The following is a 14,462-nucleotide window of genomic DNA, read 5'->3' on the forward strand; positions in this document are numbered from 1 at the left end:
CCGTGGTGCGTCATGACATCGACCATGCGATGCCGTCGAGGATGTCCTGCTCGGAGACGAGGATCGAGTAGACCGACGTACGCCGCAGCAGCCTGGCGAGGATCAGCCCGCCGCCGCCGATCACGTCGGCACGGCCCGGGTGCATGTAGCCCTGGGCCCGGCGCTCCTGCTGGCCCATCGCGAGCAGCAGCGTCACGGTGCCCTGCACGGACGCCACGTCGATCACGGAGTGGTGGATCAGGTCCCGCTCGTAGCTGCGCAGCCGCAGTGCCCCGGCGGCCACCGTGGTGACCGTGCCGGCCACCCCGATCACCGACCCGGCCGAGGCCAGGTCGATCTCGACGGTGTCCAGCACTGCGTCGATGTCCGCGATCGCCGCCGCGACCTGCTCGCGGGTGGGCGGCGAGGAGTGCAGGTGCCGCTCGGTGATCCGGACCGAGCCGATGTCCAGGGACGCCGCCTGCTGGACGGCCTGCTCGCCGAGGATCAGCTCGGTCGACCCACCACCGATGTCGACGACGAGGTACGGCGACTTCAGCGAGCCGGGCATCGACCGGACCGCGCCGGTGAAGGACAGCCGGGCCTCCTCCTCGCCGGTGAGCACCTCGGGAGCGACCCCCACCCGGGAGCGCACGCCCGCCATGAAGCTCTCGGCGTTCTCCGCGTCACGAGCCGCCGACGTGGCACAGAAGCGCACCCGTTCGACGTCGTGCTTGCGAGCGATCGCGACGAAGTCGTCGACGGCCGCCAGGACCCGCCCCATCGCCACGTCGGAGATCCGTCCGGTGCGGTCGACACCCTCCCCGAGCCGGACGATCCGCATCTCGCGGGCGAGCTCCCGAGCCCGACCGGCCGCGGGATCCAGGTCCGCGACCAGCAGCCGCAGGGAGTTGGTGCCGCAGTCGAACGCGGCCACCCGAGTCATCGGGCCACCACCGATGCATCGCCGGCGGAGGAGGGCGGGGGGACGCATGGGCCCTTCGCCCACCAGCTCCCCAGCGAGGCGAGCACCTCGTCGCCCAGCGGGTTCACCCCGGGCCCCTCGACCAGCGACTGCCCGGCCAGGGCATGCAGGCACTTGACCCGGTCGGGCATGCCGCCTGCCGAGACCCCGGCGATCTCCGGCACCTCGGCAATCTCGTTCCGGGCGGCGAGGTAGCGGCGGTGCGCCTCGGCGTACGCCGCGGCCAGCGCATCGTCCTCGGCCAGCCGCTCGGTCATCTCACGCATCAGCCCGGAGGCCTCCAGCGTGCCGATCAGCGAGGCCGCGCGCGGGCAGGTCAGGTAGAAGGTCGTCGGGAACGGCGTGCCGTCGTCGAGCCGCGGCTCGGTCGTCACCACATCGGGGTTGCCGCACGGGCAGCGGTGCCCGACGGCGTGGATCGACCGCGGCGGCCGCCCCAGCTGCGCGTACACGGCCACTCGGTCCGTCTCGTCGAGCGCAGTCATCGTCGGCTCACTGACCCGTCGAGCGCGGCGGCACGATCTTGGTGATCGGACCCGGCCGGTCACCGGGCCTGGGCGGATGGTCGGCGGTCTCGAGGGTCGCGTACGCGGTGGTCCACCAGGCCGTCGGCTTCGCCGGCCGGACCAGTGGGGCGCTCAGCTCGTCGGTTCCGCGCAGCGGCTTCCCGTCAGTGCCGATCACCTGGTAGGCGGTCTCGCCGGGAAGGACCCAGCCGAAGCGAGCGCGGGCCTGCTGCTCGACGTACGACTTCTCGTGCCAGCGCCGCACCTCCTGCTTCATCTCTCCGATGCGCGCCCGGGAGCTGGCGATCTGCGCGGTCAGTCCGTCGATGTCGGAACGCTGCTGCCAGAAGGCACGAAGTGACGAGGCGTAGGAGACGACCAGCACGGCGAAGACGATGACCAGCACCGCCATCCGGTTGGTGAACCGCGCCCGCCGCTGCGACCCCGGGGCGTCGACGCGCGCCCGGGCGGTGCCTCGCCCGCCGGGTCGGGTCCGCGGCGCAGCGATCCGACCGGCGCGGGACCGGCTGCTGCTGCGCGGAGGGGTACGACGCGGTGCGGGCAACGCCTCAGCCTCCGAACCTCGGGAAGGCGGACCGGCCGGCGTACCTGGCGGCGTCGCCGAGCTCCTCCTCGATGCGCAGCAGCTGGTTGTACTTGGCGACCCGCTCGGAGCGGGCCGGGGCACCGGTCTTGATCTGCCCACAGTTCACCGCGACCGCGAGGTCGGCGATCGTGGTGTCCTCGGTCTCGCCGGAGCGGTGGCTCATCATGCAGCGGTAGCCATTGCGGTGGGCGAGCTCGACGGAGTCGAGGGTCTCGGTCAACGAGCCGATCTGGTTGACCTTGACCAGCAGGGCGTTCGCCTGACCGCCGTCGATCCCACGCTGGAGCCGCTCGACGTTGGTGACGAACAGGTCGTCGCCGACGATCTGCACCCGTCCCCCGAGCTCGCCGGTGATCGTCTTCCAGCCCTCCCAGTCGTCCTCGTCGAGCGGGTCCTCGATGCTCACGATGGGGTACGCCGAGACCAGGTCCGCGTAGTAGGCGCTCATCTCGGCCGCGCTCCGGGCGGCTCCCTCGAACCGGTAGCTCCCGGAGGAGAAGAACTCGCTGGCGGCCACGTCGAGGGCCAGCGCGATGTCGTCGCCGACCCTGAGCCCCGCACTGGTGATCGCCTCGGCGATCAGGTCCAGCGCCGCCCGGTTGCTCTCGAGGTTCGGGGCGAAGCCGCCCTCGTCGCCGAGACCGGTGCCCAGGCCCTTCTGCTTGAGCACCGCCTTCAGCGCGTGGTAGACCTCGGCGCCCTGCTGGAGCGCCTCCGCGAAGGTGGCCGCGCCCACGGGCGCGATCATGAACTCCTGGATGTCCACGTTGGAGTCGGCGTGCGAACCGCCGTTGAGGATGTTCATCATCGGCACCGGGAGCAGGTGGGCGTTGGGGCCGCCGACGTACCGGTAGAGCGGCAAGCTCGCGGACTCGGCAGCGGCACGGGCTACGGCCAGCGAGACGCCGAGGATGGCGTTCGCGCCCAGCGTCGCCTTGTTGGGCGTGCCGTCGAGGTCCAGCATGATCTGGTCGATCGCCCGCTGGTCGGCGGCATCCTCGTCCTCGACGGCCGGTCCGATCCGGTTGACCACCGCGCCGACCGCGTCCTGAACGCCCTTGCCCTGGTAGCGGTCGCCGCCGTCGCGCAGCTCCACCGCCTCGAACGCCCCGGTGGAGGCGCCCGAGGGCACCGCCGCGCGACCGAACGCGCCGTCCTCGAGCAGGACCTCGACCTCGACCGTCGGGTTGCCCCGGGAGTCGAGGATCTCGCGGGCGTGGACGGACTCGATGGCGGCCAAGTTCGGCTCCTCCGGAGGGTGCGGTGCGGGGCAGGCGGTGCTGCGGTTCAGCCTAACCAAGCAGGGGGCCGATCCCGTGGAGGCACGAGACGTCGGCACGGCACATCCGACGTCCTGTCCGGGCCCGACGGAACGGCCGGGCTCAGCCGGGGGGCGCCACCAGGGCTGCGTCGAGGAGGACCTGCGGGCCGTGAGGGTCCTTCGGCGGGAGGTACTGCACCAGACGGACCTCGAGCCACATCCCGCCGACGTGGCAGCGGTAGCTCGTCTGCCGGCCCAGTGCCACCCGGGCGTGGGTCGCCTGGTCGCAGTGCAACGCCGCAGCGACGCCATCGGCGACGTCCGCGGTGACACCGCGGAGGTGGAGCTCGACCCCCGCGTCCATGCCTCCCGAGCAGTAATCGGTCAGCCGTGGCCGACCGATGATCGCGTCGACCTTGCCGGCGATCAGTCGTCGCAGCGCCGTGCGTTGCGCCAGGGCCTGGTCCGTGCAGGAGAACTGGTGCGACTTGATCGTGGTCGGCTCCGACCGGGTGCCTCCGCAGCCGGCGAGCGCGGCGACCGCGACCAGGCTGCCGGCCAGCACCACGACCGCGTTGGCTGGCACGGCTCCGGGTCGGGCCGGGCAGGGTCTCGGGCGGCGGTGCATGCGGGCAACCTAGCCGGTCGGCGAGGGCCGGGACCCGTCGAGGGGGTAGCGCCAACGCCCGGACGACGTCCTCGCGAGCAGGGCGTCACCGCGGAAGCTGAGGGCGGTGGGAGTGGTCTGTGCGTAGCGCTCCCGCACCCGGCCATCCGCGGTACCCATGCCGGCGTACGACCGGAGCAACACCTTCCCGGTCCTGGTGTCGACCACGACCACGGCCGCGACCGGGTCATCGCCGCTCAGCCGGGGTCCATGGTTGCGGTCCACGAAGCCGAGGAAGACCCCATCGGGCGACGCGACCACGTGCGTGACGTGCTCGAACCCGGTTGACCGAGCCCTTCCGGCGGCGGTGAACCAGAGCTCGCCGTCATTGAGGAAGAAGGTGCCGCCCCGGGTGGCCACGGCCTCGTCGGCCCGGAGCGGGGCGACGCTGATGACGCGGCGGCCGAGGTGGATTCGGCCGCCCTCGACACTGACCATCCGGTCATGGCGGTACGACGACCTCCCGTGCGGGAGGACCGGAAGCGTCGCGGCAGCACGCATCACGGTGGTCCGCTCGACGACGTGCGGTTCGATCTGGTCGTGGGCGGACGCGGCGCACCCCGCAGCCAGGACCGACACGAGTGCGAACAGCGCTACGACGGCCGCGGGGAACCTCGCCGCGTCACCCGCCACGTTGCGCGCGTGCATGGTCCTGCCTCGCCCCACTCGCTCCCGCGGTCCGGCGCCCTCAGCGGGTCGGACCGGTCACCTCACGCAAAGTGTCGCGCAAGGCCTGCTCGGGGTCGACACCGGCTCGACGGGCCTCGTCGACGAGGCCGAGCAGCCGGGCACCGAAGTCGGCGTCGTCGACCGGATCGGGCGCGCGAGCGCCGGACCGATCCAGCCGCTCGAGCATCTTCAGCGCGCGCAGCAGTACGGGCAGGTCCTGCGGGATGCCCGTCCCCAGGTCCGTATCGGGGCCCGGCCCGCCAGCGCCGTGCCGCCGCTCGCTCGCCTTGATCTGCTGCCAGCGCTCGTTGATCCGGGCCGGATCGTCCTCGACCTCGTCGCCGAAGACGTGCGGGTTGCGGCGGATCATCTTGTCGCGCAGGCCCGCGGCGACGTCCTCGATGTCGAACTCGCCCGACTCCGCGGCGATCGCCGCGTGCAGATACACCTGCAGCAGCACGTCGCCGAGCTCGTCTTGGACCCGCGCTGGATCGCCGACGTCGATCGCGTCGACCGCCTCGTGCGCCTCCTCCAGGAGATAGCGGGTCAGGCTGCGATGGGTCTGGGCAGCCTTCCAAGCGCACTCACGGCGCAGTCGGGCGATGATCGGAACCAGCTCGAGCAGTGCGGGGGTCGTGGTGCACTCCCCGAACGTCCCGGGCTCGTCGGGAGCGGGCTGCTCAGCCACACTTCTGGCCGGCGGGCAGGTTCGCCACCCAACTCGCGTCGGGCTGGGCGCTGACGGAGTTCTTCGCGTCGCTCGAGACGGCGCGCGAGAGGGAGCCGTGGCCGTCGCCGCCGTGACCGGGCCCGGACGTGTCGTACTGCGGGTTGACCGTGATGTCGACCTTCTTGGCGGTCGCGGACTCGATCGCACCGACCTGCTGCTGCACCAGCTGCTGGGTGGGCGCCTGCCCGGACGCACGGACCTGCGCCGTCGCTGCCTGGTAGACCTGCATCTGCCCCCGGAAGAGATCGCTGATCAGCTGACGGGTGCGGGCCTGATCGGCCGCGGGCAGCTCGGAGATCAACGGATCGAGCCGGTTCACCTCCTGGGCGAGGGTGAGCTTGTCGTAGCTCACCGCGTGCTGGTCGCCGTACCGCCGGTCGATCGCGCTCTCGATGAGCGCGCCGAGAGCGGAGTTGGAGACCGTCGAGATCGCGCTGGGGGGCTGCGCGGACGCCCCGGTCGCGTGCCGCTGCTCGGTGCACAGCGCCTGGGTCATCAGGTGGAGGTCGCTGGTCGAGATGGTCTGGGACCCCACCTGTGCGGCCGTCTGGCTGGACTGGGCACACCCGCTGAGTGCGACCAGCGCGAGCGCGGCACCGGCCATCGGGAGCAGTCTCGTCTTCACGCCCAGCATGGTACGCAGCGGCCTTGTGAGCGGGGTCACGGGGCCGCGGGACTACGGTCGGGGTCATGACGTTGGTGGCCGGGATCGACTCGTCGACCCAGTCGTGCAAGGTCGTCGTACGGGAAGCGGACGACGGCGCACTGGTCCGCACGGGCTCGGCACCACACCCGGACGGCACCGAGGTGGACCCCCGAGCCTGGTGGGGCGCGCTCGAGGAGGCCGCCCGGCGTGCCGGCGGCTTCGACGACGTCGCCGCCGTCTCGGTCGGTGCCCAGCAGCACGGCATGGTGCTGCTGAACGAGGACGGCGACGTGGTGCGCGACGCCCTGCTCTGGAACGACACACGCTCCGCGGCCCAGGCGGCCCGGCTGGTCGACGAGCTGGGTGGCGCGCACGCCTGGGCCGACGCGGTGGGCGTGATCCCGGTCGCCGCGGTGACCGCGACCAAGCTCCGCTGGGTCGCCGACGAGGAGCCGAGGCACGCCGACGCGACCGCCGCGGTGTGCCTTCCCCACGACTGGCTCACGTGGCGGCTCGCGGGAGCGCCGGGGATCGCCGCACTGACCACCGACCGGGGCGATGCGAGCGGGACGGGCTACTTCTCGGCACGCGAGGAGCGCTATCGCACCGACCTCCTCGAGCTGGCCTTCCGCAACCGGGCTCCGCTGGTCCCCCGGGTCCTCGCCCCGGCCGAGACGGCGGGGCACACGCCGGCCGGAGCGGTGCTGGGGCCCGGCACCGGCGACAACGCGGCAGCCGCTCTCGCCCTCGACGCGGGCCCGGGTGACCTGGTGGTCTCGCTCGGGACGTCGGGCGTGGTCAGCGCGGTGTCCGAGGTCCCCACGGCCGACCCGGATGGCTACGTCGCCGGATTCGCCGACGCCACCGGACGGCAGCTGCCACTGGTCTGCACGCTGAACGGAGCCCCGGTGCTGGCCCGGGTCGCCCGACTGCTCGGCGTCGACCTCGACACGCTGTCGGACCTCGCGCTCAGCGCGCCGGCCGGCGCGGACGGCCTCGTCCTCGCGCCGTGGTTCGCGGGCGAGCGCTCACCCGACCTGCCGACCGCCCGAGCGTCGGTGCACGGCCTCGGCGTGGACAACACCACCCCTGCCCACCTGGCTCGGGCAGCGGTCGAAGGGCTGCTGTGCTCCCTGGTGGTCGGTGCCGACTACATCCGTGCGCAGGGGGTGCCGGTGGAGCGGGTCCTGCTGGTGGGAGGCGGCGCCCGCTCACCGGCCGTCCGCGAGATCGCGCCGACGATGTTCGGGCTGCCGGTCGTGGTGCCGGCGCCGGGTGAGTACGTCGCCGACGGTGCCGCCCGGCAGGCGGCCTGGACGCTGACCGGCGTACTGCCACGCTGGCAGGTCGGGGGCAGCGAGATCCGTCACGGCGAGCACCGCCCGGACGTGGTCGCCCGCTACCGCGAGGTCACAGAGCGGTTGGCGGCCGACCTGGTGGCCGGCTCCTCCGAGGCCTGAGGCGGTCAGCCGACCAGCGCCGCGAGCGTCGCCCGGGCGCCCACGGTGCGCAGCAGCCCGAGGGTGTGCAGGTAGGGCTCGGTGAACCCCGGTTGCCGGGCGAGGTCACCGAAGAGCTCTTCGTCCTGCAGGAAGGCGAGCGGCTCCTGGCGGCTTCGTCTGGCCAGGGGCACCAGTCGGTCGGCCAGCCGGTCCACCACCTCGAAGGAGCGGCCGTGCTCGTCGACGCCCTCGGCGTACCGCGTCCAGGCGGCCACCACCGCCGCGCTCGCGCGCACCGGTCCCCCGGCGAGGAGCTGGTCGCGGACCACCGGGACCACCCATTTGGGGATCCGGTCGGAGGCCTCGGCGGCGAGGCGTGGCACGGTATCGGCGATGTGGTGGTTGCCGAACCGCTCGAAGAGGGTGCGCTTGTAGTCGGCGAGGTCGATGCCGGGGACCGGACCGAGGGTGGGCTCGGCCTCCTCGTCCATGTAGACCCTGACCAGCTCGTGCAGCAGAGGGTCCTCCGTCGCGTCGTGGACGAAGCGGTGGCCGAGCAGGTGGCCGAAGTAGGCGAGCGCCTGGTGGCTGCCGTTGAGCAGCCGCAGCTTCATCCGCTCGTAAGGCGCCACGTCGTCGACGATCTGGACACCCACCCGCTCGAGCCGGGGCCGACCGGCGACGAAGTGGTCCTCCAGGACCCACTGCGTGAACGGCTCGGTCACCACCGGCGACCGGTCCACGAGGCCGGTGCGTCGCTCGACGTCGTCGACGAGCTCCGGAGATGTCGCCGGCGTGATCCGGTCGACCATCGAGCTGGGGAACGCGGTGTGCTCGGACATCCAGTCGGCGAGGTCGGGATCCTTGAGGCACGCGAAAGAGGTGAACATCTCGCGGGCCACCTCGCCGTTTCCGGCGATGTTGTCGCACGACATCACCGTGAACGATCCCAGGCCGGCCTCACGACGGCGACGGAGCGCTTCGACGACGTAGCCGAACACCGTCCTCGGGACGGCGCCGGGTTCCAGGTCGGCGCGGACGCCGGGGTCGCGCTCGTCGAACCTCCCCGTGGCCGGGGCGAAGTTGTAGCCGCCCTCGGTGATGGTCAGCGAGACGATCCGGGTGTCGGGCGATGCCAGCCGGTCGAGCACGGCCTCGGGGTCGGCGGGGGCGAAGAGGTAGTCGACCAGGGACCCGATGACCCTGGTCTCCTCGTGCCCGTCCGGATGGCGCTGGGTGAGGGTGTAGAGCCCGTCCTGCGGCGCCAGCGCGTCGCGCATCCTGGCGTCGTCGGGCATCAGCCCGACCCCGCAGATCCCCCAGTCGACCGCCGATCCGTCGGCCTCCTCGAGCAGGCGGTCGACGTACATCGCCTGGTGCGCGCGGTGGAAGCCACCGACGCCGACGTGCACGATCCCGCAGCCAGGTCGACGGCTGCGGTACGCCGGTGTCGGGACTGTGCCGATCGAGGAGAGCGAATCCAGGCCCAACGAGACTGTTGCGTGCGTCACATCGCGATGTTAGCGTGTTGAGCGAACGAGCACCAGTTGAGCAAATGCTCACAGGAGGCGTGACAGATGAGCCGAGGAACGGTGCGGATCGGCGCCGAGCAGCCGGCCGAGGGCGGCCAGGACCTGCGCCTGATGCTCCGCGCGGCCTCGATGTACCACCTCGAAGGCGCCACCCAGGCCGAGATCGCCCGCCGCCTCGGGGTGAGTCGAGCCACCGCCGGTCGCCTGATCGCCCGCGCCCGCACCCGTGGACTGGTGCGCGTCGTGTTCGACGTGCCCGCCCACCTCGCGACCTCGCTGCGCACCGACGTCGAGGAGGAGGTCGAGCGGCGATTCGGCCTCGACGAGGTCGTGCTCGTGGACGACGACCTCGGGGACTCGGCGACCAACGCCCCGGCCTCCGCCCTGGCATCGCTCGGCAGGGCCGCCGCCGAAGCGCTCACCCGCAGGCTCCGGCCCGACGACGTCCTGGGGTTCACCTGGGGTCCCGAGACGATCGCCGTCGCTGACGCCGTGACCGGCCGCAGCGCGAGCTGCCGGCGGGTCGTCCAGCTCGACGGCTCGATGAGCCGCGTGCACTACCGCACCGGCGTCGACCATGTGTTCGGCCAACTGGTCGACAAGCTCGGCGCGGAGCAGGTGCGCCTCCCGGCGCCGTTGTACGCCGACGCTGCCACCGTGGTCGCCCTGCGTGCCGACTCGCTGCTCTCCCAGGCGATGCAGATCGGTGACTCCGCGGACGTGATGGTCTTCGGCTGCGGGCCGGTCGACACCGACACCACCCTGTTCCGCGGCGCCTACATCAGCGAGGCCGACCTCGAGGACCTCGCCGGACTCGGCGCGGTGGGTGAGGTTGCCGGCCGCTTCTACGACGCGCACGGGCGCGACGTCGACTCCCCCCTCGCGGCCCGCACCGTCGGCGTCGATCTCGACCGCATCCGCCACTGCCCGACGACGGTGCTCGCCAGCGGTGGAACCGCCAAGTACGCCGCGGTGCTGGGCGCCGTCCGTGGCGGGCTCGCCAATGTCCTCGTCACCGATGCCGGCTGCGCCCAGTGGCTGCTCGAGCAGCCCCAGCTCCCCGAGGAGGAGGAACGAGCATGAGCTTGTCGACGATGAGGACGCGCGCGACCGGGCTGCTCGGGGCGCTGGCACTCGCGCTGGCTGCCTCGGGTTGTGCGGCCGGTGCGGGATCGCTCGGCAGCAGCGGGCGCACGCTGACCATCGCGATCGTGTCCAACTCCCAGATGCAGGATGCGATCAGCCTGTCCCACGAGTTCTCGAAGGTCGACCCGGGCGTGCACCTGAAGTTCGTCAGCCTCGCGGAGAACGAGGCGCGCGCGAAGATCACCGCGTCCGTGGCGACCGGTGGCGGCGAGTTCGACGTCGTGATGATCAGCAACTACGAGACCGCGATGTGGGCGAAGAACGGCTGGATCGTCGACCTGCAGCCCTACATGGAGCGGACAGCGGGCTACGACCCGCAGGACTTCCTGCCGACCCTGCGCCGAGCACTGTCGTACCAGGGAGACATGTACTCCGCGCCGTTCTACGGTGAGTCGTCATTCCTGATGTACAACAAGCAGATGTTCGCCCGGGCCGGGCTGACCATGCCGGCCCACCCGACCTGGCCGCAGGTGGCACAGCTGGCCGCGAAGCTGGACAAGGGCAACACCTACGGCATCTGCCTGCGCGGGGATCCCGGGTGGGGCGAGGTGCTGGCTCCGCTCGACACCGTGATCAATGCCTTCGGCGGACGCTGGTACGACCAGCACTGGAACGCGCAGCTCACCTCGAAGCCGGTCGAGAGGGCGGTCAGCTTCTACGTCAACCTGGTCCGCCGGCACGGCGAGCCCGGCGCGGCGTCGACCGGGTTCCAGGAGTGCGCCAACCTGATGTCGCAGGGCCAGACCGCGATGTGGTACGACGCCACCTCCGCGGTCTCGGTGCTCGAGGATCCGGCCACCAGCAACGTGGCCGGCAAGGTCGGCTACGTGCCCGCCCCGACGGCGGTCAAGGGTGACGACGGCTGGCTCTACACCTGGTCCCTCGCCATCCCGACGGCCAGCAAGGATCGTGCCGACGCGTGGAAGTTCATCTCATGGATGACCAGCAAGGCCTACATCCGCAACATCGCGCAGGCGAAGGGCTATGGGCCCTCGCACGTCCCGCCCGGGAGCCGGCTCTCGACGTACCGGCTGCCGTCGTACAAGAAGGCCGCGAAGGCGTACGCCACTCCGACGCTGACCGCGATGAATGCCGCCAACCAGCTCAAGCCGACCGTGCAGTCGGTCCCCTACACCGGGGTCCAGTTCCTCGCGATCCCTGAGTTCCAGGACCTCGGCACCCGCGTGAGCCAGCAGATCAGCGCGGCGATCGCGGGCCGCGAGTCCGTGCACAGCGCCTTGCAACAGTCCCAGCAGTACGCCCAGACCGTGGGTGACGCGTACAAGAAGGGGAACTGACGATGGCCACCGCGATCGCACAGCCCGACGTCACGTCGACCGGCATCGCACCCTCGCACTCCGGCCGCGACCGGATCAGCCGGGCCGAGGCGTGGCGCCGACGCGGCCCGCTGATGCCCGCGCTCATCTTCATGATCATCGTGACCCAGGTGCCGTTCGTGTTCACGCTGTTCTACTCGACCCAGTCCTGGAACCTGGTCCGCCCGGGCTCCCGCAGCTTCATCGGGTTGAGCAACTACGCAGCGGTCTTCGAGGACAGCCAGTTCCGCCAGGTCGCGATCAACACGGTGGTGATGATCGTCGGCACGGTGATCATCTCGGTGGTCATCGGGCTGATCTTCGCGCTGCTGCTCGACCGCGCCTTCCGGGGCCGTGCGGTGGTCCGCACCTTGCTGATCACGCCGTTCCTGGTGACCCCGGTTGCGTCGGCGCTGCTGTGGAAGACGAGCATGCTGAGCCCCACCAACGGGTTCCTCAACTGGATCCTGGGCGGGATCGGCATCCACGGCGTCGATCCGCTCAGCGCGCACCCGCTGGCCGCGGTGATGGCGGAGATGGTCTGGCAGTGGACGCCGTTCATGATGCTGCTGATCCTCGCCGGGCTGCAGTCCATGCCCCGCGACATCCTCGAGGCAGCGCGGGTCGACGGTGCGACCAGCTGGCGGCTCTTCCAGGAGCTCACCCTGCCGCACCTGCGCCGCTTCATCGAGCTCGGATCGGTGCTGGGGGCGATCTACCTGGTGAACACCTTCGACGCCGTCTACATGATGACCAGCGGCGGGCCCGGAGTGGCCAGCTCCAACCTGCCCTTCTACATCTACCAGCGCGCCTTCCTCGGCTTCGACATCGGCCAGGCGGCCGCCATGGGCGTGGTCACGGTGGTCGCCACGATCATCGTCTCCTCGCTGGCGCTGCGGCTGATCTTCAAGAGCTTCACCGGAAACGAGGAGGCAGCCTGATGGCCACGGCCAACCCCGCCGCACCTGTCACCGCCCCGGCCCCGGAGCCGGACGTCGCTCGCAAGCGCGTCGACGGCAAGGGCGTCGGACTGAGCGCCCTGACCTGGATCCTCGGCATCGGGTTCTTCTTCCCGGTGCTCTGGATGGTCCTGACCGCCTTCAAGCAGGAGCGCGACGCCGCAACCCCCACCCCGAAGTTCTTCTTCAGCCCGACCCTCGACGAGTTCCGGTCGGTGCTCGAGAGCGGCATCGGCACGGCGCTGCTCAACTCGCTGTTCGCGACCGTGGTCTCCACGGTGATCGTGCTCGCCCTCGGCGTACCCGCAGCGTTCGCGCTCTCGCTCCGCCCGGTCCGCAAGACCAAGGACGCGCTGTTCTTCTTCATCAGCACGAAGATGCTGCCCGTCGTCGCCGCGATCATCCCGCTGTATGTGATCGTCGGGAAGCTCGGCATGCTCGACAACGTCTGGACACTGGTCATCCTCTACACGGCGATGAACCTGCCGATCGCGGTCTGGATGATGCGGTCGTTCTTCCTTGAGGTCCCCGGCGAGCTGCTCGAGGCGGCCAGCCTCGACGGCGCCAGCACCTTCCGGTCCGTGCGCGAGGTCATCTTGCCGCTGGTCTCTCCGGGCATCGCCGCGACCTCGCTGATCTGCGTGATCTTCGCCTGGAACGAGTTCTTCCTGGCGGTCAACATGACCGCGGTCCAGGCGCAGACGATTCCCGTCGCGCTGGTCGGCTTCGAGTCGGGCGAGGGCCTGTTCTGGGCCAAGCTGTCCGCCGCCTCGGTACTTGCCGCCCTGCCGGTCGTCGTGTGCGGCTGGATCGCCCAGAACAAGCTCGTCCGCGGCCTCAGCTTCGGCGCCATCAAGTAACCGACCCACCCAGGAGCTCCCATGTCTTCCATCACCTACGACCAGGCCTCGTGCATCTACGCGGGCACGGACCGGCCCGCAGTCGACGACCTGAGCCTCGACATCGACGACGGCGAGTTCGTCGTCCTGGTCGGTCCCTCCGGCTCGGGCAAGTCGACCGCCCTGCGGATGCTCGCCGGGCTCGAGCCGATCGACCGCGGCGCCATCCGCATCGGGGCCCGCAACATGGTCGGGGTGCCGTCGAAGGACCGCGACATCGCGATGGTGTTCCAGAACTACGCGCTGTACCCCAACAAGACCGTCGCGGAGAACATGGGATTCGCGCTGAAGATGCGCGGCGTTCCGGTCGAGGAGCGCAGGCGCAAGGTCAACGACGTCGCCAAGCTTCTCGACCTCGAGTCCTACCTCGACCGCAAGCCGGGCAAGCTCTCCGGCGGCCAGCGCCAGCGGGTCGCCATGGGGCGCGCGATCGTGCGGGAGCCGCAGGTCTTCTGCATGGACGAGCCGTTGTCCAACCTCGACGCGAAGCTACGGGTGCAGACCCGCACCCAGATCGCGGCCCTGCAGCGCAGGCTCGAGACCACCACCGTCTACGTCACCCACGACCAGGTCGAGGCGATGACGATGGGCGACCGCGTTGCCGTGCTGAGGCTGGGCGTGCTCCAGCAGTTCAGCACCCCGGCCGAGCTCTACGACCGTCCGGTGAACGCGTTCGTCGCCGGCTTCATCGGGTCGCCATCGATGAACCTCTTCACCGCGCCCCTGACCTCCTCCGGTGCCGCCGTCGGAGGGACCACCGTTCCGATTCCCCGCGCCGTGCTCGACGAGCTCGGCCGGGACGGCACCAAGGAGATCACCATCGGCATCCGGCCGGAAGCGCTGGAGGTCGCCGGTGACGGCGACGGGATCGCCGTCACCGTCGCCCTGCTCGAGGACCTCGGCAGTGAGAGCTTCGTCTACGGCACCCTTGACGACACCGCCGTGCGCGGCCTGGACGGCGAGTCGCTCACCGTCACCGCGAAGTCCGCCCGCCGGGCGCCGGTGAAGGTCGGCGCGAGCGCACGGCTGCGGTTGCGTGGCGAGGACCTGCATCTCTTCCATCCCTCCACCGGCGAGCGCCTCGGCAGCTGACTGTCCCTGCGATCGCGACGCCCTCG

General features: G+C 71.0%; 15 protein-coding genes. 6 read left to right on the forward strand and 9 right to left on the reverse strand.

The features are described from left to right. Positions 1-10: 10 nt before the first annotated feature. The 8 genes from Q9R13_RS09875 to Q9R13_RS09910 form a co-directional block, all read right to left on the reverse strand. A complete protein-coding gene (locus Q9R13_RS09875) occupies positions 11-925 on the reverse strand; it encodes a Ppx/GppA phosphatase family protein (RefSeq protein ID WP_310964954.1) in 915 nt (304 codons plus the stop codon). Further along, positions 922-1,449 carry a DUF501 domain-containing protein gene (locus Q9R13_RS09880; RefSeq protein WP_310964955.1) on the reverse strand — a complete coding sequence of 176 codons (528 nt, stop codon included), beginning with the start codon at positions 1,447-1,449 and terminating at the stop codon, positions 922-924. The genes Q9R13_RS09875 and Q9R13_RS09880 overlap by 4 nt, the downstream gene beginning before the upstream one ends. A 7-nt stretch (positions 1,450-1,456) precedes the next feature. Further along, positions 1,457-2,035 carry an FtsB family cell division protein gene (locus tag Q9R13_RS09885; RefSeq protein WP_310964956.1) on the reverse strand — a complete coding sequence of 193 codons (579 nt, stop codon included), beginning with the start codon at positions 2,033-2,035 and terminating at the stop codon, positions 1,457-1,459. Between the two features lie 4 nt (positions 2,036-2,039). Beyond that, complete coding sequence (eno, locus tag Q9R13_RS09890) at positions 2,040-3,317, reverse strand: phosphopyruvate hydratase (RefSeq protein ID WP_310964957.1); 1,278 nt, start codon at positions 3,315-3,317, stop codon at positions 2,040-2,042. 142 nt (positions 3,318-3,459) lie between these two features. After that, positions 3,460-3,966, reverse strand: a complete 507-nt coding sequence (locus tag Q9R13_RS09895; RefSeq protein WP_310964959.1) for a hypothetical protein — start codon at positions 3,964-3,966, stop codon at positions 3,460-3,462. Between the two features lie 9 nt (positions 3,967-3,975). Beyond that, on the reverse strand, positions 3,976-4,653 hold the full coding sequence (locus tag Q9R13_RS09900; protein ID WP_310964960.1) for a hypothetical protein: 678 nt from the start codon (positions 4,651-4,653) through the stop codon (positions 3,976-3,978). Between the two features lie 40 nt (positions 4,654-4,693). Then, positions 4,694-5,362, reverse strand: a complete 669-nt coding sequence (locus Q9R13_RS09905) for a MazG nucleotide pyrophosphohydrolase domain-containing protein (RefSeq protein ID WP_310964961.1) — start codon at positions 5,360-5,362, stop codon at positions 4,694-4,696. Next, positions 5,355-6,029, reverse strand: a complete 675-nt coding sequence (locus Q9R13_RS09910) for a hypothetical protein (protein WP_310964962.1) — start codon at positions 6,027-6,029, stop codon at positions 5,355-5,357. Before Q9R13_RS09910 ends, Q9R13_RS09905 begins: the two co-directional genes overlap by 8 nt. A 65-nt stretch (positions 6,030-6,094) precedes the next feature. Here Q9R13_RS09910 and Q9R13_RS09915 point away from each other — a divergent pair, with 65 nt between their 5' ends. Beyond that, the gene (locus Q9R13_RS09915) at positions 6,095-7,510 is read left to right on the forward strand and encodes a xylulokinase (RefSeq protein ID WP_310964963.1); all 1,416 of its coding nucleotides are present in this window, start codon (positions 6,095-6,097) and stop codon (positions 7,508-7,510) included. A gap of 5 nt (positions 7,511-7,515) precedes the next feature. On the opposite strand, the gene Q9R13_RS09920 is transcribed toward Q9R13_RS09915, so the two are convergent. Next, positions 7,516-9,003 (reverse strand): mannitol dehydrogenase family protein, encoded by a 1,488-nt coding sequence (locus tag Q9R13_RS09920; RefSeq protein WP_310964964.1) that lies wholly within the window; start codon positions 9,001-9,003, stop codon positions 7,516-7,518. A gap of 66 nt (positions 9,004-9,069) precedes the next feature. On the opposite strand from Q9R13_RS09920, the gene Q9R13_RS09925 reads away from it, so the two are divergent. The 5 genes from Q9R13_RS09925 to Q9R13_RS09945 are packed head-to-tail and all read left to right on the forward strand — an operon-like array spanning position 9,070 to position 14,436. Next, positions 9,070-10,107 carry a sugar-binding transcriptional regulator gene (locus Q9R13_RS09925; RefSeq protein ID WP_310964965.1) on the forward strand — a complete coding sequence of 346 codons (1,038 nt, stop codon included), beginning with the start codon at positions 9,070-9,072 and terminating at the stop codon, positions 10,105-10,107. Further along, positions 10,104-11,468 (forward strand): ABC transporter substrate-binding protein, encoded by a 1,365-nt coding sequence (locus Q9R13_RS09930; protein WP_310964966.1) that lies wholly within the window; start codon positions 10,104-10,106, stop codon positions 11,466-11,468. The genes Q9R13_RS09925 and Q9R13_RS09930 overlap by 4 nt, the downstream gene beginning before the upstream one ends. A 2-nt stretch (positions 11,469-11,470) precedes the next feature. Beyond that, entirely contained in the window at positions 11,471-12,427 is a 957-nt protein-coding gene (locus tag Q9R13_RS09935; protein ID WP_310964967.1) for a carbohydrate ABC transporter permease, read from the forward strand. Then, on the forward strand, positions 12,427-13,305 hold the full coding sequence (locus Q9R13_RS09940; protein ID WP_310964968.1) for a carbohydrate ABC transporter permease: 879 nt from the start codon (positions 12,427-12,429) through the stop codon (positions 13,303-13,305). The genes Q9R13_RS09935 and Q9R13_RS09940 overlap by 1 nt, the downstream gene beginning before the upstream one ends. Positions 13,306-13,326: 21 nt before the next feature. Continuing rightward, positions 13,327-14,436 carry an ABC transporter ATP-binding protein gene (locus Q9R13_RS09945; protein WP_310964969.1) on the forward strand — a complete coding sequence of 370 codons (1,110 nt, stop codon included), beginning with the start codon at positions 13,327-13,329 and terminating at the stop codon, positions 14,434-14,436. Positions 14,437-14,462: the final 26 nt, after the last annotated feature.

It is taken from the genome of Nocardioides marmorisolisilvae (assembly GCF_031656915.1).
GTDB classification, from domain to species: Bacteria; Actinomycetota; Actinomycetes; order Propionibacteriales; family Nocardioidaceae; genus Marmoricola; species Marmoricola terrisoli.

Coding starts and splice junctions, on each gene's coding strand:
- Q9R13_RS09915 (WP_310964963.1), top strand. CDS start 6,095: ATGACGTTGGTGGCCGGGATCGACTCGTCGACCCAGTCGTGCAAGGTC.
- Q9R13_RS09875 (WP_310964954.1), bottom strand. CDS start 925: ATGACTCGGGTGGCCGCGTTCGACTGCGGCACCAACTCCCTGCGGCTG.
- Q9R13_RS09945 (WP_310964969.1), top strand. CDS start 13,327: ATGTCTTCCATCACCTACGACCAGGCCTCGTGCATCTACGCGGGCACG.
- Q9R13_RS09930 (WP_310964966.1), top strand. CDS start 10,104: ATGAGCTTGTCGACGATGAGGACGCGCGCGACCGGGCTGCTCGGGGCG.
- Q9R13_RS09940 (WP_310964968.1), top strand. CDS start 12,427: ATGGCCACGGCCAACCCCGCCGCACCTGTCACCGCCCCGGCCCCGGAG.
- Q9R13_RS09900 (WP_310964960.1), bottom strand. CDS start 4,653: ATGCACGCGCGCAACGTGGCGGGTGACGCGGCGAGGTTCCCCGCGGCC.
- Q9R13_RS09925 (WP_310964965.1), top strand. CDS start 9,070: ATGAGCCGAGGAACGGTGCGGATCGGCGCCGAGCAGCCGGCCGAGGGC.
- Q9R13_RS09935 (WP_310964967.1), top strand. CDS start 11,471: ATGGCCACCGCGATCGCACAGCCCGACGTCACGTCGACCGGCATCGCA.
- Q9R13_RS09895 (WP_310964959.1), bottom strand. CDS start 3,966: ATGCACCGCCGCCCGAGACCCTGCCCGGCCCGACCCGGAGCCGTGCCA.
- Q9R13_RS09880 (WP_310964955.1), bottom strand. CDS start 1,449: ATGACTGCGCTCGACGAGACGGACCGAGTGGCCGTGTACGCGCAGCTG.